Annotated in this window: 15 protein-coding genes and 2 pseudogenes; 5 read left to right on the forward strand and 12 right to left on the reverse strand. The window is 62.3% G+C overall.

The features are described from left to right. The first annotated feature begins 1 nt into the window (after position 1). A complete protein-coding gene (locus VL202_RS23865) occupies positions 2 to 2,578 on the forward strand; it encodes a DNA translocase FtsK (protein WP_325466543.1) in 2,577 nt (858 codons plus the stop codon). A 166-nt stretch (positions 2,579 to 2,744) separates the two neighbouring features. Here the strand turns inward: VL202_RS23865 and VL202_RS23870 are convergent, their stop codons facing one another. Both VL202_RS23870 and VL202_RS23875 read right to left on the reverse strand, forming a co-directional pair. Then, the gene (locus VL202_RS23870; RefSeq protein WP_325466544.1) at positions 2,745 to 3,263 is read right to left on the reverse strand and encodes an acyl-CoA thioesterase; all 519 of its coding nucleotides are present in this window, start codon (positions 3,261 to 3,263) and stop codon (positions 2,745 to 2,747) included. 109 nt (positions 3,264 to 3,372) lie between these two features. Continuing rightward, positions 3,373 to 4,266: a DMT family transporter gene (locus VL202_RS23875; protein ID WP_325466545.1), complete on the reverse strand. Its 894-nt coding sequence runs from the start codon at positions 4,264 to 4,266 to the stop codon at positions 3,373 to 3,375. A gap of 161 nt (positions 4,267 to 4,427) precedes the next feature. Between VL202_RS23875 and VL202_RS23880 the strand changes: the two genes are divergently transcribed. Further along, on the forward strand, positions 4,428 to 5,318 hold the full coding sequence (locus tag VL202_RS23880) for a LysR family transcriptional regulator (RefSeq protein WP_325466546.1): 891 nt from the start codon (positions 4,428 to 4,430) through the stop codon (positions 5,316 to 5,318). A 66-nt stretch (positions 5,319 to 5,384) separates the two neighbouring features. Here the strand turns inward: VL202_RS23880 and VL202_RS23885 are convergent, their stop codons facing one another. Then, on the reverse strand, positions 5,385 to 8,414 hold the full coding sequence (locus VL202_RS23885; RefSeq protein WP_325466547.1) for a calcium-binding protein: 3,030 nt from the start codon (positions 8,412 to 8,414) through the stop codon (positions 5,385 to 5,387). Positions 8,415 to 8,733: 319 nt separating this feature from the next. On the opposite strand from VL202_RS23885, the gene VL202_RS23890 reads away from it, so the two are divergent. After that, positions 8,734 to 9,039 carry a hypothetical protein gene (locus VL202_RS23890; RefSeq protein WP_325466548.1) on the forward strand — a complete coding sequence of 102 codons (306 nt, stop codon included), beginning with the start codon at positions 8,734 to 8,736 and terminating at the stop codon, positions 9,037 to 9,039. Further along, on the forward strand, positions 9,017 to 9,643 hold the full coding sequence (locus VL202_RS23895; RefSeq protein WP_325466549.1) for a DUF922 domain-containing Zn-dependent protease: 627 nt from the start codon (positions 9,017 to 9,019) through the stop codon (positions 9,641 to 9,643). Before VL202_RS23890 ends, VL202_RS23895 begins: the two co-directional genes overlap by 23 nt. A gap of 11 nt (positions 9,644 to 9,654) precedes the next feature. Here the strand turns inward: VL202_RS23895 and VL202_RS23900 are convergent. The 5 genes and pseudogenes from VL202_RS23900 to VL202_RS23920 form a co-directional block, all read right to left on the reverse strand. Then, a pseudogene (locus VL202_RS23900) lies at positions 9,655 to 9,807 on the reverse strand (Lrp/AsnC ligand binding domain-containing protein); the annotation flags it as partial. Between the two features lie 125 nt (positions 9,808 to 9,932). Then, positions 9,933 to 10,742, reverse strand: coding sequence for an inositol monophosphatase family protein (locus VL202_RS23905; protein ID WP_325466550.1), 810 nt, complete (start codon positions 10,740 to 10,742; stop codon positions 9,933 to 9,935). 32 nt (positions 10,743 to 10,774) lie between these two features. Then, on the reverse strand, positions 10,775 to 11,836 hold the full coding sequence (locus VL202_RS23910; RefSeq protein ID WP_325466551.1) for an ABC transporter ATP-binding protein: 1,062 nt from the start codon (positions 11,834 to 11,836) through the stop codon (positions 10,775 to 10,777). Beyond that, on the reverse strand, positions 11,833 to 14,064 hold the full coding sequence (locus VL202_RS23915; RefSeq protein WP_325466552.1) for an iron ABC transporter permease: 2,232 nt from the start codon (positions 14,062 to 14,064) through the stop codon (positions 11,833 to 11,835). Before VL202_RS23915 ends, VL202_RS23910 begins: the two co-directional genes overlap by 4 nt. Positions 14,065 to 14,215: 151 nt before the next feature. Beyond that, positions 14,216 to 15,247, reverse strand: a complete 1,032-nt coding sequence (locus tag VL202_RS23920) for an ABC transporter substrate-binding protein (RefSeq protein ID WP_325466553.1) — start codon at positions 15,245 to 15,247, stop codon at positions 14,216 to 14,218. A gap of 196 nt (positions 15,248 to 15,443) precedes the next feature. Here VL202_RS23920 and VL202_RS23925 point away from each other — a divergent pair, with 196 nt between their 5' ends. Then, on the forward strand, positions 15,444 to 16,448 hold the full coding sequence (locus tag VL202_RS23925) for a substrate-binding domain-containing protein (protein ID WP_325466554.1): 1,005 nt from the start codon (positions 15,444 to 15,446) through the stop codon (positions 16,446 to 16,448). A gap of 17 nt (positions 16,449 to 16,465) precedes the next feature. Here VL202_RS23925 and VL202_RS23930 read toward each other — a convergent pair whose 3' ends face one another. The 4 genes and pseudogenes from VL202_RS23930 to VL202_RS23945 form a co-directional block, all read right to left on the reverse strand. Continuing rightward, positions 16,466 to 17,449 (reverse strand): ABC transporter permease, encoded by a 984-nt coding sequence (locus tag VL202_RS23930; protein WP_325466555.1) that lies wholly within the window; start codon positions 17,447 to 17,449, stop codon positions 16,466 to 16,468. Beyond that, complete coding sequence (locus VL202_RS23935) at positions 17,446 to 18,426, reverse strand: ABC transporter permease (protein WP_325466556.1); 981 nt, start codon at positions 18,424 to 18,426, stop codon at positions 17,446 to 17,448. Before VL202_RS23935 ends, VL202_RS23930 begins: the two co-directional genes overlap by 4 nt. Further along, entirely contained in the window at positions 18,423 to 19,958 is a 1,536-nt protein-coding gene (locus VL202_RS23940) for a sugar ABC transporter ATP-binding protein (RefSeq protein WP_325466557.1), read from the reverse strand. The genes VL202_RS23935 and VL202_RS23940 overlap by 4 nt, the downstream gene beginning before the upstream one ends. A gap of 68 nt (positions 19,959 to 20,026) precedes the next feature. Continuing rightward, positions 20,027 to 20,271 (reverse strand): annotated as a pseudogene (locus tag VL202_RS23945) (ribose ABC transporter substrate-binding protein); the annotation flags it as partial.

Below are 20,271 nucleotides of genomic sequence, written 5' to 3' on the forward strand. Positions count from 1 at the left end.
TATGCGTCTTTCCCGAACGAACTTTTCGAACAGCTTCGATAACGCGGGGGAACCGCCCACAGATTCGGAAAGCCAGGAGATGAGGGCAGAACTGCAGCGTCGCATCTACGGCGCACCGAACGCGAACCCTCTCGACATTTCATCTCAGGTCGCGACCGATACGGATGCGATTGCTGCCAGCGAAATCGAGGGCAGGGATGATGCGCCGGTCTGGCAGAGCGCCTTCGTGCTGGGTCCGAACGTCCGCTTCACCCGCACACCGGAAAGCGTCTATTCCAAGCGCACAGCAGTGGATCACAAGGAAGAACTTGAGGCTCCAGTTGTTGCTGCTTTCAAGCAGCCTGAAGTTCTCGACACCGTACCAGTTGCAAAAGTCCCTGCCATCGACGATGCGATGCCTGCTTATGGCATCCAAGCTCTGTCACTTAGGCTAATGCGTGAAATGAGCGCCGTCGCGGCAGCCCGCATGGAAAAGACCGTTCCGGGTTTTGAACCACCAGCGACCGCAGACGTCGATCTCGCATGCTTCCCGATAGAGCAGGCCGTCATCGAAGTGCCTGTCGCTCCCGCAGTCACGACGGTTGCCGAACCGCAGCCGACCTTCTCGTTCCATGTCTCCGATCACGTCTTCTGGGATGCGATGGACATGGACGCCGACATGGAGTTTCTCGCTCCGATTTCCACCTGGAAGGCGCCAGAGGTCCGGATCGCGGCCAATTCGGTGACGGCGCTTTATCGTGAAATCGGCATCCGGCCCGCAGGCACGCCAGCCTTGCCGACGCCGAGGATCGCGCCGCCGCCGGCACCCGCATTGAGAGTGCCGATCCGCCCTGCGCGGGATATCAAGCCGCTTGCGGGCGTAGCAGCACCCGTCAGGCCTGCTATTCAGCCGAAACTGCCCGTTGCCCCCGCCATGCCGGCACCGGCGCCTGTGGTAGCTGTTGCGCCGGCACCGGTACATATCCCGGCTCCCCGGATCGAAGCTGCCGAGACCCTTGTCAACATGCCTGCCATCGCAGCAGAAGGCGAATATGTCTTTCCGCCCATCGACCTGCTGCAGGAGCCATGCGTCCAAGAAACCGCCGTCATCACCCAGGAAGCGCTGGAACAGAGCGCCGGGCTTCTTGAAAGCGTGCTGGAGGATTTCGGCATTCGCGGCGAGATCATCGATGTCCGCCCCGGTCCGGTCGTCACGCTCTACGAATTCGAGCCGGCGCCGGGCGTGAAATCATCCCGCGTCATCGGTCTTTCCGACGATATCGCCCGGTCGATGTCGGCGCTGTCGGCCCGTGTCGCCGTCGTTCCCGGCCGCAATGTGATCGGTATCGAACTGCCGAACCCTGTGCGCGAAACCGTCTATTTTCGCGAGCTGATCGAATCGGAAAATTACGGCGAGAGCCGCTTCAAGCTGGCGCTCTGCCTCGGCAAGACCATCGGCGGCGAGCCTGTTGTCGCCGAACTTGCGAAGATGCCGCATCTGCTCGTCGCCGGCACGACCGGCTCCGGCAAGTCCGTCGCCATCAACACGATGATCCTGTCGCTGCTTTACCGGCTGAAGCCGGAAGAGTGCCGCCTGATCATGGTCGACCCGAAGATGCTGGAACTCTCCGTCTATGACGGCATTCCGCACCTGCTGACACCCGTCGTCACCGATCCGAAAAAGGCGGTCATGGCGCTGAAATGGGCCGTGCGCGAGATGGAAGACCGGTATCGCAAGATGTCGCGCCTCGGCGTGCGCAATATCGACGGTTACAATGCCCGCGCGGCAATGGCACGCGACAAGGGCGAGACGATCCTCTGCAGCGTGCAGACCGGGTTCGATCGGTCGACTGGTGAAGCGGTGTTCGAGCAGGAGGAAATGGACCTCGCGCCGATGCCCTACATCGTCATCATCGTCGATGAGATGGCAGACCTGATGATGGTCGCCGGCAAGGAGATCGAAGGCGCTATCCAGCGGCTGGCCCAGATGGCGCGCGCAGCCGGCATCCATCTGATCACGGCGACGCAGCGCCCCTCGGTCGATGTCATCACCGGCACGATCAAGGCCAACTTCCCGACCCGCATCTCCTTCCAGGTCACCTCCAAGATCGACAGCCGCACCATCCTTGGTGAACAGGGCGCCGAGCACCTGCTGGGGCAGGGGGATATGCTGCATATGGTCGGCGGCGGCCGCATCGCCCGCGTCCATGGCCCCTTTGTCTCCGACGAGGAAGTCGAGAAGGTCGTTGCCCACCTGAAAACGCAAGGCCGGCCGGAATATCTCGGCACCGTCACCGAGGACGCGGAGGAGGCCGAGGAAGCCGTCGAGGAAGACAGCGCCGTGTTCGACAAGGGCGCGATGGCCGAGGAAGACGGCAACGATCTCTACGACAAGGCTGTCAAGATCGTGCTGCGCGACAAAAAGTGCTCGACCTCCTATATCCAGCGCCGTCTGTCGATCGGCTACAACAAAGCCGCCTCGCTGGTCGAGCGGATGGAGCGGGAAGGGCTGGTCGGCGCCGCCAACCATGTCGGCAAACGCGCGATCTTGTCCGGCGGGCGTGAAACCGTGGAATTACCGGTTGGCGAAGACGAATAAACTTCAGTCAGGTTTATCAATGACTTCGGGGGCCATTAGCCCCCGATTTGCGTTAAGCCTATCCAGAGGCAAACGTTTTGCACTCGCAAAATTCCCATCTCTGGTCTTGGCGGTCGTCCGGTCTTCCTGCACAGTTTCCAGGTGCTCTGGATGGACCGCTGTAAACCTATTCGGTCGGCGCGGCCGCGGGGTCGCGGCCGGTGGCTTTGACATGCTCCATCCGCCGGGCAAATTCGCGCCGCAATGCGCGCCGCAATTCGGCCGCTTCGTTGCGGCGAACATCGACGGGATTCTCACATTCGAGTCGAGGGACGGCAACCGGGCGGCCGGCATCATCGACCGCCACCATGGTAAAATAACAGGAATTGGTGTGGCGCTTCGTTCCCGACCGGATATTTTCCGCCTCCACCCGGATGCCGACTTCCATCGAGGTCCGGCCAGTGTGGTTGATCGTAGCCCGGAACGTGACGAGTTCTCCGACATTGATCGGCTCCTTGAACACGACCTGATCGACAGACAGCGTCACCGCATATTGCTTGGAATAGCGCGACGCGCAGGAGAAGGCGACGCGGTCGAGCAGGTTGAGCAGCGCGCCGCCATGGACCTTGCCGCTGAAATTCGCCATGTCCGGCGTCATCAGCACCGTCATTTCGAGATGGCGGGATTTGGTCTCGGTACTTTCCATGTGGCTGCTTTCGTCCCCGGGTATATCAGACGCCTCAACAGCGGCGCCAATCCAACCTGACATTCCCGGGGCACGGGTTCAACGCCCCTTGAGGCACTGATCCCAGCTTTCAACCGCGCGCGGTCATCCAGACGCCGACGAGGGTGACCGCCAGGCCGGCGAACATCGCCGCCGTCAGTGGCTCGGAAAACAGTGCCCAGGCCCAGAGCATCGTTACCGGTGGGCTCAAATAGATCGCCGCACTGACCTTCGCCACCGGGAACAGCCGCAGGCTGGTGTAGTAGACGGCATAGGCCAGGAAAGTGGCGAACAGCACCAACCAGACCATGCCCACGGCAAAAGCCGTCGTCATCGGCGGCGCGATATTGCCCTGCCACAGCGCACAAAGACCGAACAAGGCCGAGCCAGTCAGCGTCTGGATGCAGAGGCTCTGATGGACCGGCATATGCCGCACGCGCCGCCTCTTGTGGAGAACGGAGGCGACCGCGAAGACGAGCATCGAGCCGACGGTCAAACCGTAGGCCCAGAGCGGGGCCCTGCCGAAGCTCAGGCTGTCGAACGAGACGATCAGGACGCCAGCGACCGCGATCGCCGTTCCCAGCCATTGTCTCCGGGTGAGGCGCTCGCCGAGCATCGGTTGCGACAAGCCGGCGATGGCCAGCGGCAAGAGGTCCGAGATCAGCGCGACCAGTCCGGTCGGCACCCGCTGTTCGATCGCCAGCGCAAAACCGCCGAGATAGAGAAATACCGCCATCACCCCGAACAGCATCTGATCGCAGACCATCCGCAAGCTGATCTTTGGCCCGAAGGCCAGCGCGAAGGGAAGAAGGATCAGGCCCGAAAGCAATGTACGCCAGAACAGCACCAGAACGACGCTTGCCTCCTGGCTGGAATAGCGAATGCCAACGAAGCCCGAACTCCAGCCGATGATCAAAAGGATCGCCATCAGCGGCCACAGAAATCGGTTGCGGGAGAGGGAAGGGGCAAGGGACTGCGCGGTCATGGAGCGGCCTGGAACGAGAATGCTGATCGTCGGATACCGGTATTGCCGGTCGGACGCACATGACAAATTTCGATGTATACATGACATTGATGGAAAGTTTGTCATGTCTATTGGCTATCCATGGTATCAAAACGTCACGAACGCAAAATATCGGATGGATCATGGACGAACTGAAGAACAGGCGGCTGGAAATCGATGCCCTGCGCACCCTCTGCGCCATTCGCCATCATGGCGGGGTGACGCGCGCCGCCAGCGCGCTCGGCCTCTCCCAATCCGCCGTCAGCCACAAGATCCGCAGGCTGGAGGAAAACCTCGATTGCGAACTGCTCGGCCGCCGCGCCGGCACACCGATGTTCACGTCAGCGGGCGAGGACCTGCTCGATTATGCCGGCCGGATCCTCGGCCTGCATGACGAGGCACTTCTCAGCCTGTCGAAGACACCGCTCGCCGGCCGTCTCGACCTCGGGCTGACGGAAGATACGGCATGCAGCGATCTCGCCCGCATCCTCGGCCGGTTCAAGCGCCTGCATCCGAACGTCTCCGTCCGCACAAGGGTGCGAATGAGCCTCGTCCTGCGCGCCATGCTGGATCGCGGCGAACTCAATGCCGCGATCATCCAGGTTTTCGCGCATGAAGTCCGCCCGACCGACACAGTGCTGTTCCGGGAAAGTCTTCATTGGGTAAAACATCCGGACCTGCCGCTGCCCCTGAGCGGCCCGATCCCGTTCCTGTCGTTCGACGACGAATGCTTCTACCGGCAATGGGCGCTCGATATCGGCCAGGACGACGAAGTGGTTCTCGAAACCGTCTTTGAATGTTCGAGCGCCGCCGGCATCGTCGCGGCCACCAATGCGGCCATGGGCGTGGCGCTGCTGAGCGATCGGCATTTGCGCGGCGACATGCAGATCGTTCACACGCGGCTGCCGTCCCCGCCTGCCCTTGCCTATGTCGTCCGCCGCGCCCGCCGGTCGCGAAATACGGCGCTGGATACGCTGATCGGCGAGATCGAGAAGGATATCAGTCGGCTTGGCGGCCTGACGCTGGCAAGCTGAAAACCATATCAAGAACGGGCGGCGGCGCCTGCGAATCGGCAGGAACCGCCGCCTGCTTGTCGAGGATCAGACCAGGATGAAGTCGCTGGTGCCGAGCGTCGACAGATTGTCGAAGGTGGCGATCAGCACGGCTTCCTTGTCGCCGCCCTTGCCATCGGCATCGAACCAGAGGCGGTGCGCGTCCTTCTCGAACAGGAAGGTCGGGCCGGTCGTGGTGAAATTCGCCTCGTCGGCAAGGACAAGCTTGATCGCCGTGCCCTTGGTAAGGCCGAAGCCGATATCGTCAAGACCGATCTTGTCTTCACCACGCTTGAAGTCGGTGATCTGGTCGCCGCCATCGGTCAGATAGTTGAACTGGAACGTATCCTTGCCAGTACCACCGGTCAACAGGTCGCCACCCGAGCCACCGTTTAGCGTATCGTCGCCGCCACGCCCCTGCAGCACGTCATCCTTGCTGCCGCCCCAGATCCATTCGCTGGCATTCGAACCACGGATATCGTCGTCCTGGCTGGTGCCCCAGATGCGTTCGAAGTTCTTGGCGGTCAGGCCAAGCGCAAGCCCATCGTTCTGGGTATTGTCGAGCAGGTCGAGTTTCACCGAATTGTCATAGCCGTAATAGTTGAAGTCCAGCGTATCGATGCCGGAGCCACCGTCAAAGACGTCCTTGCCTTTGAAGTCGTTGCGGGTGAACCAGTCGTCTCCCGCTCCCCCGTTCAGCGTGTCGTTGCCGGCATCGTCATAGAGGATGTCCTTGCCGCTCCCGCCGTTGAGCGTGTCATTGCCGGCATTGCCGCGCAGGACATCGTCGCCGGTGCTGCCGGTAACGGTATCGTTGCCCTTGGTGCCGACAAAGTCGAGCGACTCCATGCCGGAGAAGGAGGTGGTCGAATTGACGTTGACCGTGCCGGTGGAGAAGGTGAACTTCACGCCCGTCGTCAGCGCCGAAACATCGACATAGACCCGGTCCGTACCGCTGCCGCCAATCGCGGTATCGCCGCTGTTGATATGGACAAAGTCGTTGCCGGCGCCGGCATCGATCGTGTCGGCATCCGTATCGCCGCTGCTTCCGGCGCCCCAGATCTCATCCGAGCCGTCACCGCCCTTCAGCGTATCACGGCCCTTGCCGCCATAGATCCAGTCATCACCGCCGAGACCGGTCAGCGTGTCGTTGCCATCGTTGCCATCCAGCGTATCCGAAAGATTGCCGCCGGTGAACTTGTCGGCGCCGCTGCCGCCGGTGATGTCGATGCGCTCGAAATTCTTCAGCGTCACATCGCCGTTGACGAGGGTGGCATTGGCGCTCAGCGTGAAGGTCAGCGCCTTCGTCGTTTCATTGCGGTCGATTTCGGCAAGGTCGGTGCCGCTGCCGCCCTCGGCGACCAGCTTGCCATAGGTGTAGCCAAGGCCGGAATTGAGCTCCACGGTATCGTTGCCGGCGCCCAAGTCGAGCGTCGTCGTATCGCCACCCGTATGCGCCTCGAAGATCGACAGGTGGACGCTGTCGTCGCCGTCGCCGGCGGAGATGGTGTTGTTGCCGCCGAGGTCGTAGATCAGGTCGTCACCCTTGCCGCCAACAACCTTGTCGTTGCCGAGACCGCTGTCGAGCAGGTCGTCGCCATTGCCGCCATACAGTTGATCATTGCCGTCATAGGACTTGAACCAGACACTCTGGGCATTGCCTGCCTTGAGAATGTCATCGCCATAGGTGGAGGTGAAGATGTTGAATATTTCCGTATCCGTGGCGAAGGAACCGTTCGACAGCGTTCCCTTGCCGTTGACGACATCGAATGTGTAGTTGACCGTCTGGTAGCTGTACATGTCGATATAGACGGTGTCGGTACCCGAGCCGCCATAGATCGAATCCTTGCCCGCACCGGCAAAGATCGTGTCGTTGCCCGCTTCGCCATAGAGCTTGTCGTTGCCCGAGCCGCCGTCGATGTAGTCGTCGCCCGCACCGGCCTTCACCGTGTCGTCGCCGTCATAGGTGACAATGTGATCCTCGCCGCCGAGTGTAACGATCGTGTTCTTGGCGTTGGTGCCATAGAGGTCGTAGTTCTCGACATTGACGATGGTGGAGCCGTCGGAAAGCGTATTGACGACGTTCGAGGCTTTGGCGGTGAAACTGCCGGTGATATTGCGGATCTCGATCAGGTCGTTGCCGCTGCCCCCGTCGACCGTATCCTTGCCATCGCCAAGCGAGATCAGAATCTGGTCGTCATCCGCGCCGGCATCCACCTTGTTGGTGCCGCTGCCGGTGATGATATAATCCTCGCCCGCGCCGCCAAGCAGCGTATCGTTCCCGTCGCCGGCCCACAGATAGTCGTCGCCGGTTCCTGCATCGAGCAGATCATTGCCGTCTTCGCCGTAAAGCGCGTCATCGCCGCTGCCGCCGGTGATATTGTCGTTGCCGGTGCCGCCCTGGAGGTCGTCGTCGCCATAGCTGCCGGAGAGCCGGTCGTCGCCTTCACCACCGCGCAGATGGTCGTCGCCCTGGCCGCCGGACAATGTATCCTTGCCGTCGCCGCCGTCCAGAAAGTCATCGCCGCCGTTGCCGTAAAGCTTGTCGACGCCAGCATGGCCGCTGAACGTGTCGCTCCAGCGACCGCCGGTCAGGACGTCGGCATAATTCGTCGCCGAGATGGTATATTGCTCGATATCGGTGACGGTGGAGCCGAACAGGTTGACCGTCTTGGTCGGGTCCTGCACCGTAAAGGTGAGGCCGGCCTTGTTGGTCAGCAGGTCCAGTTCGACCGTGTCGATCCCAAGACCGCCATCGATGACGTCGCCCTTCCAGTTGCCCAGCGCCGTCTCGGTAAAGGTGTCGTCGCCTAACCCGCCACGCATGGTATCGGCGCCAGCACCGCCCGTAAGAACGTCATCGCCCTGGCCGCCGGAGAGGGTATCGGCGCCGAGACCGCCCGAAAGGGTATCGTCCTGGAAACTGCCGGAGAGCGTGTCGTTGCCTTCGTCACCCGACAGTGAATCGCGGGCGAAAAGTCCGTAGATCTTGTCATTGCCGCCCAAGCCGTAAATGTAATCCTGATCAAGAGTGCCAGTCAGTGTTTCCGATGCCTGTGTTCCGTATTTTGTAGCCACTTTGCTCACCCATAGCCTGTGTTTCGGAAAACAGCCTTCCCGTGCCGACCGCATCGCGGCCGGGCGCAAGACGTGCTGTGTGAACCTTGGAGGTCAGGCCGCCGCGGTTCTGTGACGGATTGCAACCCGTCGTGACCGCATCTGCTCACACGGAGAGACGTGATCCTGTTTCTACGGTAACTGCGTGTTTCATTTTAACTGCAGGAGGCAGACGGTATTTCGGTAGAAGTCAGGCGAAGATCGGGGTCGGGCCAGTGATATAGATGCGAAGGCGACGACGAAGGAAGTGTAATATCCAAGATTAAGACAAGACCAGAGTATGATTTGCGAGGTCGGTCAGGGCGTCGTGAACGCTATGATCGCCGGTGGAATATTCGTCATGGGCACGGGAGAAATCGGATGCCAAATCGGCGACCGCCACACCAAGCAACAGGCCGTAAAAACCGAACACGAAACCGAATGCGCGCTCACTCAATTCTCCCAGACAGATCGACAGTTTCTGACAGACCGGCGCGGCGGCTGCAAGGGATTTACGGTATCGCAGCCTTCTCCATCAGGGGATATCGCGCGCCGTCGAAACCGTGATAGACCGCCCTCGACCGATGAAGCCCACATTGCCGATTGAGGTTTGCGTGAAAACTGCCGCCCGAGTGTTCATCCTGCTCTGCAGCGTCCTGATTCTCCCGTTTTCAGCCCGTGCCGAATGGCAGGCCGTCGAAAAGGTGCAGACATATTCGATCCAGGGAAAGACCGGCGCCGAACTCTATGCCTCGATCGGTGAACGCGGGCCGGGGACCGGACTTGTCCGCGCCATCGCGCACACCAGTTTCAAGCTGACCTGGACGCGTAAGTACGAGCCGCAGCGCGGCGGATGCACGATCGTTGCGAACAAGCCGAAGCTGATCATCACCTATACGCTTCCGAAACCCGGAGGCACGCTTCCATCCTCCACCGCCAGCAAATGGGAAACCTTCATCAGTGGCGTCCAAGTTCATGAACGCGTGCATGGCGATCACATCAAGGATATGGTCAAGGCGATCGAGATCATGTCGGTCGGCCTGCACGTGCCCGACGATCCCGGCTGCCGCAGAATCAGGACCGAGTTGACGGCGCGCCTCGGCGTTCTCTCGCAGGAGCAGCGGCAGAAGAGCCGGGATTTCGATCGCCTCGAACTCAGCAATGGCGGCAATGTCCATCAGTTGATCCTCAATCTGGTCAACGGCGGCTGATCCAGGCAATGTCAGAGCGGCACCGACAGTGCCGATTTGACATTGTCCATGGCGATGAAGGTCTTGAACTTGTGGACATTGCCGCTGTCGAAGAACAGCTTGCGCGTCAACCGCTCGTATTGCGCCATGTCGGCCACCAGGATGATCAGGATGAAATCCGCCTCAACACCGAAGGCGCGATCAATCCGCAGCGATATCTGAACTTGTCGGCATTCCCTTCCCGAGGTTCGGGCCGGCATCGCCATTGTCCAATCCATGACTTTGACGAGGGGCTGGATCGAAGCCCGCCTTAGAGCCCGGCGATCTTCATCAGGTCGTCGCGGGCGCCGGGCGCTGCGGCCAGGACCGGGGCGCCTTTGGTCAGGCGATCGCCATCGACGGGGAAGGGGTGATACCAGCCGCCGGCTTCCTTCACGAGGCAATAGCCGGCGAGGCAATCCCAGGCATGCATGTAGGGCTCGTAGTAGCCGACGAGGCGGCCGGCCGCGACATAGGCGAGCATCAGCGCGCCGGAGCCGTTGCGGATGAAGTTGCCGCCGGCTTCCAGCAGGCTTTCGACCATGCGCGCCACGAAAGCCGGCGTCACGTAATTGTTGGCGCCGATGCCGGTGACGGCGTTGCGGATGGTGCGGGAAGGATCGAGGGTGAGCAGCTTGCCGTTCAGCGTCGCCCCCTTGCCGGAAGCGGCGGAATAGAGTTCGTCCTGGCAGGGCGCGTGGATCACGCCGATCACCGGCTCGCCCTTGTGGAGAACGGCGATGGAGACGCACCAGTTGGGCATGCCGTTGACGAAAGGGCTGGTGCCGTCGATCGGATCGACCACCCATGTATAGCCCGAGCTCCCGTCCACGAGACCATATTCCTCGCCAAGGAAACCATCGTTCGGATGCGTTTCGGCAACGCTGGCGCGGATCAGGGTCTCGACCTCGCGGTCGGCGATGGAGACGACGTCCTGCGGATCGCGCTTGGTTTCGATCACCAGCGTTTCACGCCTGTTGAAGTAATCGAGCGCAACGGCGCCCGCGTCCCTGGCGATGGCCTGCGCCAGCGCGAAACGCGCGTCGAGCCCGGAAGTCTGCCCGGAAGTCTGCGATGTCATGGATATGGTCCTTCTCTTATTTTTGTCGGGCTTCAGGCGTTGATGATTGCGATGCCGCGTCCCTTGAAGCCGATGGCGACCGGGGTTGCCGGCGCAAGCGCGCGTTCGACAGCGGGATCGACGACGAACAAGCGGCCCGTGCTGGTCTCTACCTCGTATTCGACATGGTCGCCAAGATAGGCGGAATGGGTGATCCTGCCGGGAAAGGCGGCGTTCTCGGCCGGTTCCAGCGTGATCGAGTTCGGCCGCACCGCAAGCGTCGCCTGGCCGGGTCTCGCATTGCGGCTCGGGACGCGATGCTCAAGGGAGCCGACGCGGATGATGGCGTCGGCCCCCTCGATGCCGATGACGTCGCAGGGCACGACATTGGCCTCGCCCATGAAGTCGGCGATGAAGGCGGAAGCGGGTGCCTCGTAGAGATCGCGGGGCGAGCCTTCCTGGGCGATGGCGCCGTCCTTCATGATGACGATGCGGTCGGAAACGGCGAGCGCCTCGTCCTGGTCATGGGTGACGTAGACGGCGGTGAAGCCGAGCCTTTGCTGCAACTCGCGGATTTCGGTGCGCACCTGGCGGCGCAGCCGCGCATCGAGATTGGACAGGGGTTCGTCGAGCAGCAGCACCTGCGGCTCGAGCACCAGCGCGCGGGCAACGGCGACACGCTGCTGCTGACCGCCGGACAGTTCCGCCGGCAGTCTTTGGCCCATGCCGGCAAGCCCGACGAGCTTCAGCCCTTCCTCGGCCCGTTCGCGCGCCTCCTTCTTCTTCAGGCCGGAGGATTCCAGGCCATAGGCGACATTGTCGAGCGAGGTCATGTGCGGAAACAGCGCGTAGGACTGGAACACCATCGAGACATCGCGCTCGTTGGCCGGCAGCATGGTGACGTCCTTGCCGCCGATCAGGATCCTGCCGCCGGTCGGATGTTCGAGACCGGCCAGCATGCGCAAGGTCGTGGTCTTGCCGCAACCCGACGGGCCGAGCAGCGTGACTAGTTGCCCGGGCTCGATGGTCAGCGACAGGTCGTGGATGGCGGTGAAGGCGCCGAACTGCTTCCTGATGTTCTGGAAAACGACGGAGCCGGCGCGGGGCGTGATCATGCGGTTTTCTCCTGGTCGAGGGAAAGGGAGGGGGCGGCGGTCACACCTGCAACGCGGTTTTCGCGCCGCAACCGGCGTTCGCCGACGAGAAACTGGAAGCCGGTGATGATGACGACCATCACGACGATCAGCATGGAGGAATAGGCGATCGCCACGCCGTATTCGCCGTTTTCGACGAGGCCGACAATGTAGGATGTCGCCATGTTGTATTCGGCGCTGACGAGGAAGATGACGGCGCTGATCGAGGTGATGGCGCGCACGAACGAATAGACCAGCGCCGCCGTGATCGCGGGTCTGAGCAGCGGCAGAATGACCTTGCGGATCGTCCGGAAGCTGGTGGCGCCCAGCGTCAGCGAGGCCTCGTCCAGGCTCTTGTCCAACTGGCTCATCGCCGCCACCCCGCCGCGCACCCCGACCGGCATGTTGCGGAAGACGAAGCAGGCGATCAGGATCAGCGCCGTGCCGGTCATTTCCAGCGGCGGCAGGTTGAAGGCCATGATGTAGCTGATGCCGATGACCGTGCCGGGGATCGCAAAGCTCATCATCAGCGCGAATTCGAACACATTACGGCCGGCGAACTTCTGGCGAACGATCAGGTAGGCGGTCAGCAGCCCGACGGCGGCGGTGAGCGGCGCCGAGATCAGCGCGATCTCCATCGTCGTCCAGAACGAATTCCAGGCGACGCCGGTCCAGGCGATGACGCCGTCACGCAACTCGACCGAGAACGCCCGCTCGTAATGGTCCAGCGTCAGCGAGTTGTCGAGCCCCCAGGTCTTCACGAAACCGCCGAACAGGATCATGCCGTAGATCACGATCGTGAAGAGCATCCACGGAACGACCAGGGCATGCACGCCGATCGACAGCGCGCGGGGCAGCGCGATATGGGCGCCGCTGTCGCCCTTGCCTGTGACGGTGGCAAAATTCTTGCCGGCCAGCCAGTAGCGCTGGGCAAGGAACGCGGTCAGCGTGAAGCAGAGCAGGATGATGGCGAGCACGGCTGCACGCGACGGATCGTTCTGCGAGCCGACGACTGCAAAGAAGATTTCCGTCGAGAGAACGCCATGGCTGCCGCCCAGCACCAGCGGATTGCCGAAGTCGGCCATGCTTTCGATGAAGCCGATCAGGAAGGCGTTGGCGATGCCCGGCTTCATCAGCGGCAACGACACGCGCCAGAAGGTGCGCCAGCGATCGGCGCGCAACGTCTGCGACGCCTCCTCCATCGACGGGCTGACGCCCTCGACGACGCCGATGAGGACGAGGAAGGAGATCGGCGTGAACGACAGCACCTGCGCGATCCAGATGCCGGTCAGGCCATAGAGCCAGCGGCCGGGCTCGATGCCGAACAGGCTGGAAAGGCCTTCGGTGATGACGCCGGCGCGGCCGAACAGCAGCGTCAGCGCCAGGCCGATGACGAAGGGCGGGGTGATGATCGGCAAGACCGTCAGGAGCCGCAGGCCCTTCTTGAACGGGAAGCGGGTGCGGGTGGCCACCAGCGCGAAAGCCAGTCCCATGATCGTCGATCCGCCGGCCGCCATCAGCGCCAGCCACAGCGTGCGCCAGGCGACGCCGCACCGTTCGCCGCCGATCACGCATCCCAGACTCCAGATCGAGCTGTCCTGGATATTGCGGGTAAAACCGTCCGGATTGAACGAGCCGTCGAAATCCTGGAAGGCGCCGATCAGCATCGAGCCGACCGGATAGAACACGAAGATGGCGACGAGAAAGACCAGGACGGCGATCGAGGCGACGACGAAGGCATCGCCTTTCATCACGCCACGCTCGGCAAGCCCGAACGAAAAGATCAATACGAACACCAGCGACAAAAGGATCGCCCCGGCCCCCATCGACGGCTGGCCGTCGGCAAGCGCGCCGAACAGGGTTTCACTGATCGTCCAGCTCCAGCCGGAAAAGCCGATCGCCAGACCTTGAAACATCAGGAACAGGACGCCGGCGGCACCCGCCCAGGCGAGCAGCGTTCCGCGCCGCATGGGCTCGGCGATAAACCGCGCCGCAACGGCCACGGCCAGAAGCACGGCCGCGACCGCAAGCCACAGGCGGCCAAAGCCGAAGACCTGAAGGATGCCGGGGGCAACGGCGGCCTCGCCCGGAAAACCGGAAAGCCAGCCGAAACCGAGAAACCCGCCCTCGATCCTGTACCAGGGAAGGATGAGAAACGCGGCGATGCCCAGCGTGAGCGCAATATCCAGTCTGCGGTTGCGATTGTCCATGACGATCCCCGCGCCTTTTCATGATGTCGATTGGGAAGGGGTGGCCGCAAACCGCGTCCCGCCCGTGGAGGAACATGGGCGCGGTTTCCGGGCCGGGGAGAGGCTGGCTGAGGACGGGACGCCATTGCGCCCCGTTCTCGCCTATCCGCCTTTAATTGGCGCTTGCGCCGACTTCACGGTCCCAGCGCTCCAAGAGTTCCTTGCGCTTGGCCGGGTCGCCATAGGTCTTGAAGTCATAGTCGATCAGCTTGATATCCTCGAATTTCGGCGCTTCCTTCGGGATCTCCGCCGTCTTGTTGGAGGGAAGCTGGAAGGACTTTGCTTCCTTCATCCGCGACTGGACGTCGGGCTGCAGCGCCCAATCGTACCAGATCTTCGCGTTGTCGAGGTTCTTCGCGCCCTTGACGATCGACATCGAGCCGATCTCGTAGCCCGTGCCCTCGCAGGGCGCGACCGACTTGACCGGGAAACCTTCCGCCGTCTGCGCGACCGCATCATGCATGAAGACGATGCCAATGGCGGTTTCGCCACGCGCCGCCGCCTTCACCGGCGCCGAACCGGACTTGGTATATTGCGAGACATTGACGTTGAGCTTCTTCAGATAGTCGAACGCCTGGTCTTCGCCCATGATCTGGACGAGCGACGCCAGCGCCGTATAGGCCGTTCCGGACGAATTCGGATTGGCGATCTGGATCTCGCCCTTGAAGGCCGGATCGAGCAGGTCGGCCCAGCATTTCGGCTCCTTGAAACCCTTGGACGCGAAAATCTCGGTGTTGTAGCCCCAGCCGAGCGCACCGGCATAAACGCCGACCGTCCTGTAGCCGGAGCTTTCCGCCTGCTTCTTCGCCCAATCCTGCAACTGGTCCAGAAGCGGCGACTTGTACTCCTGCGTCAGCCCTTCCGAGGCCGCCTGCAGATGTGGATCGCCCGTGCCCGCCCACCAGATGTCGGTCTTCGGATTGCGCGCCTCCGCGCGGATCTTGGCATAGGTCTCCCCCGACGACAGGCGCACCATGTTGACCTTGATATCGCTGTGCGCCTTCTCGAAATCACCCTTCATCTGCTCGCAGATGACGACGTCGGCCGAACAAATCAAGTTGAGATCGCCAGCCGCATGCGCCGAAAAGGCGCTGAGCGTGACACCGGCGGCAAGCGCTGCCGCGACAATATATGCTGAACCCATGAAATTTCCTCCTGTTGAAGCAGCGCCTCCACGCTGTTCGCTTTTTGCAAGCGTGTGCAAATGCTGCATGAGCATAAACCGGCTGTCAAATTAAATCTTCACAGAACTGTCACATTTCTTGGGCTCAGGCCGATTGATCTGCTCTTGCACGCAATTGCAAAATTGTGCAAATTGCCAGCTGATAGTGGAGAGAAGCGTGTCCCATAAATTGTTTGTCAGCGCTCAGGAAGTAGCGGAAAAGGCTGGCGTTTCCCGTTCTGCCGTCTCCCGGACATTTACCTCTGGAGCAAGCGTTTCGCCGAAGACGCGCCAGAAGGTTCTGGATGCGGCCGAGGCGCTCGGCTATCACGTCAATCATTTGGCGCGCGGCCTGATGCGCAACGAGAGCGGCATTGTCTGCCTCATCGTCTCGGAAATCGGCACGCCCTACCGCTCGTCACTGATCCGTGCCCTGACACAGCAATTGCAGAACTCCGGCAAGGTGGCGATGCTGATCAACACCGATCGCTCGGATGGCAGCGTCGATCTAGCCCTTCGACAGGCGATCCGATACCGGGCCGATGCCTCGATCATCCTCTCCGGATTGCCGGACAAATCAATCACGGATCTTTGCCTGAAGAACGGCCAGCGGCTGGTGTTGATCAATCGCGACGATGACCGGGAAGGGCCTTTGCGGATCAACCTCGACGACGCGGAAGCGGCGGCGCGCATCGCCACCGCCTTTGTGCGCGCCGGCTGCAAACGGCTCGCCTTTGCCAATTCTCAAGCCGGAACGCCCAGCCTGATGGCACGCGAGCACGGTTTCGTCGCGGCCGCCGCGGCACTCGGCATGGAGGTTGTGGTCGAGCGTTTCGGCCATACCGGCTACGAAGCCGGCCGCATCGTCGCCCAACAGCTTCTGACGCGCAAGGAACGGCCGGACGCTGTCTTCTGCGCCACCGACCTGCTCGCCTGCGGCTTCATGGACGCGGCGCGCCACCAGTTTTCCATGTCGATTCCCGATCAGATCTGCGTGGCCGGGTTCGACGATATCGAGCAGGCATCCTGGTCATCCTACCAACTGACGACATTTGCGCAGCCCGTCGATACAATCGCCCGCGAGGCGGTTTCCTGGCTTGTCACGGATAGTGCCGCGCCGGAAAGCCGATCCGTGCGGCTGGATGCCGACCTCGTCTGGCGCACGTCGATCCGGGGCGGATGAGGCCTCGAAGATGGCCGTTATCGATTGGCGGGACTGCGACCGTAAAGCAGCAGCATGGCGATGATGACAACGCCGTAGATGATCTGCCGCCCGGCTTCCGGCATCTGCATGACGGACAGGATCGACTGCAGCAGCGTGATGAGGATCACGCCCGCGATCGTGCCGAGATAGGAACCCCGACCGCCGAGAATCGATGTGCCGCCGAGCACGACAGCGGCGATCGAGGGCAGGAGATAGGTATCCCCCATCGATTGCGCGGCCTTCGAGGCATAACCGGCGAGAAGCACGCCACCGAAGGCGCTGAGCGCGCCGGATGCGACAAAGGCGATCAGCACGGTCCGGCGCGTGTTGATGCCGGAAAGATAGGCCGCCCGCTCGCGGTTGCCGATGCCATAGACGGAGCGGCCGAAGGTCGTGCGCGTCAGAACGAAAACGGCGGCGGCACCGACGATCGCCCAGATCAGGACGGCATTGGGCACGCCAGGCAGGAGAAAGCCGGTTGCGAGATAACGCATCGCCGACGTGGCCGAATCCTGGGGTGAGAAGCCACCGGTATAGACCACCATCAACCCTTGCGCGACGGCGTTGGTCGCCAGTGTGATGATCATGGAGGGAATACGCAGATAGGCGACGCCGATCCCGTTTGCCAGCCCGATCGCCATGCCGCAGAGGATGCCGAAGGGAATGGCGAGGATTTCGCCCGCAGGACCATAGGCCGCCGCAGCACACGCCATCATCCCGCCGACGGCCACCGACCAGGGAACCGAAAGATCGATCTGCCCGAGCAGGATGACGATCATCATCCCGGTGGCGATGACGCCAAGGAAGGATGCCACCTTCAATTGCTGCAGCAGATATTCCGGCGACAGGAAGCTGGTCGAATAGAAGCTGCCGATCACCAGGAGAAGGATGATGCAGGCAAATGCCGTCGATATGGCCGGATCCAGGCGGCGCAGCAGTTTCGGTGGGGTCATCGGCTGTTCCCGTGTCGTGTCGCTCATCCGAACCACTCCAGGCGATTGCGGACGCGGAACAACCCGAACGCTCCCAGACTGACGGCGACCAACAATACCACACCCTGGAACAGAGGTTGCCAGAGAGGATCGAAATCGAAGACGAACAGCAGGTCGCCGATCGTGCGAAATGCCAGCGCCCCGAAGATCGCGCCGATGGCGCTGCCCCGGCCGCCGAACAGCGAGACGCCGCCCAGCACGACCGATGCGATCGAAAACAGCGTATAGGCGTTGCCGCTGGCAAGGGCCGCCTCGCCGGTATAGGTGAAGAAGGTGAGAAACAGCCCGCCGATCGACGCGAGAAGGCCGGACAGCATGTAGGCCATGAACTTGGCCCGGCGGATGGGAACGCCGGACATATAGGCCGCAACCTCCGAGGATCCCGATGCATAGGCCGCCCGCCCGAGGACGGAACGACTGAACGGAACCCAGACAACGAGAACGACGGCCACCAGCGCCACGAGGCTCGACGGGATGACGCCGAACATCCGCCCGGTCATCATGTCCGCCAAGTCCTCATTCACCGAGCCGCCGGGGAAAGGCCGCAGCAGCAGCGCGATGCCGAAGAACACCGCGCCGGTGGCAATGGTGGCAACGATCGGCTGCAGCCGGCCGTAGATGACGATCAGCCCGTTGAGTGCGCCGCAGGCAAGGCCGGTTGCAAGCACCGCAACAACGCCGAAGGCTGTTTCGAGCGGCGTGCCCACCACCAGCCAGGAGGCGAGCGCGTTGGTCAGGATGAAGATCATTCCGACCGAAAGATCGATGCCGGCGGTGAGGACCACCAGGGTCTGCGCCATGGCGACGAAGGCAAGCAGCACGCCTTTGTTGGCCGCCGTCTGGACGACGTTGGCCGTCAGCCCGGCCGGATGGTTCGAAACATAAATGACGAACATGAACAGGAAAATGCCGACCGCCATCAACGTACCGCGCTGTTCGTTCAACCCGTAGCGCCATTCGCTCATGCTGCCGTCTCCATCGCCTTGTCCTCGACATTGAGCGCGCTGGCGATCAGCGCATGCTGGGTGATGCCGTCACCAGCCAGTTCGCGGATGATGCTGCCGTCATAAAGGACCAGCACGCGATCGCAGCAGCCGATCAGTTCATCATAATCGGTCGAATAGAACAGGATGGCGGCACCGGCATCGGCGAGACGGCGCAGCAACTGGTAGAGTTCATGCTTGGTGCCGACATCGATGCCGCGTGTCGGGTCGTTGAGCAGGATGATCCTTGGCTGTCGCATCAGCCATTTGGCGATCACCACCTTCTGCTGGTTGCCGCCGGAGAGCGCGCCGACGGGAACATCCACACCATCGCTCTTGATGGCGAGCAACTTGACCATCTCGTCGATCAGCCGTGCTTCCTTGTCGCGATCGATGACCCCGCCGACCGAGATGCGGTCAAGCACCGCGAAGGACAGGTTTTCCCGCACCGTCATCGGCAGCATCAGGCCCTCGGTCTTGCGATCCTCGGGGATCAGCGCCATGCCGACCTCCCGGGTGCTCGCCGCTGCCGGGCTTTCCAGGCTGACAGGTTTTCCATCGACCAGAACCGATCCTGTCGTGCCGCGCAACACGCCGAACAAGGCGAGTAGCAATTCACGCTGACCTTGCCCATCGAGTCCGCCAAGGCCGACGACCTCTCCCTTACCGACGGTAAACGAGATATCGCGCAGGCTATCGGTCCAGCCGAGGTTCCGGCATTCGAGCGCCGGCGGCCGTACATCGATCGGCCGGTCCGGCTTCGGCGGAAAGGCGCTTGAATATTCTCGGCCGATCATCATCTCGACGATCTCGCCGTCACTGCGCGTCCCTGCGGCAAAGCTCAGGACATTGCGGCCGTTGCGGAACACGGTGCACTGGTCGGCGAGTTCGGCGATCTCGTGCATGCGATGGGAAATGTAGAGCAGCGCCAGACCTTCGGAACGCAGCCGTTTCAGCACGGAAAACACCTTGGCGACATCGGCGGCGGTCAGGGCGGACGTGCCTTCGTCGAGAATCAGGATACGCGGCTTCCAGGCCAGCGCCTTGGCGATCTCGACCAACTGCCGGCGCGACAGGGGCAGGTCCTTGACCAGGGCACGGGGATGGACATCATCGGCACCCGCCCGGGCCAGGGCTTCCTCGGCGATGCGGCGCTGGGTCGGCCGATCGATCAGGCCGAAGCGGCGCGGCGGGTTGGAAAGGCTGATATTGTCGGCGACGCTGAGGTCCGGGATCAGCGACAGTTCCTGGAACACGCAGGTGACCCCGGCGGCCGACGCCTCGGCGGGCGAACGGAAACTGACGGGCCGCCCCTCCAGGAGCATGCGGCCTTCGTCCGGCGCGACGACGCCGGCCATGATCTTGATCAGGGTCGACTTGCCGGCGCCGTTCTCGCCGAGGATGGCGTGAACCCGGCCGGCGTGGATGGTCAGCTCGGCCGCCTCGAGGGCCCGTACGCCGCCATAGCGCTTGGAGATGCCTTCCATGCGGAAGAGCGGTGCAGTTGCATCCATGCTTCGTGGTCCCTCAGGCAAGGCACCGCGGGGGGATCAGCCCCCGCGGCGGATGGAGCAAGCGGTGCTTACTGGTCGGCCTTGTTCTGGCCCATGATTTCCTGCGCGGTGAAGTTGATGCCGCAGGTGGGGAAGGAGTTGCCGACGAAGAAGTTGTCGGACTGGTCGGCGTAGTAGTTCTCGCCGTCCTTGAAGTCCGGGTCCTCGACGATGGCCAGCGGCAGGCGCACCGACTGCGGTACGACCTTGCCTTCGAGCGCATCGATCGCGGTCTTGATGGCGACGGCAACCTGGGCCGGGCCGGTGCCTGCCG

Source organism: Pararhizobium sp., from assembly GCF_035497515.1.
Lineage (GTDB): Bacteria > Pseudomonadota > Alphaproteobacteria > Rhizobiales > Rhizobiaceae > Pararhizobium.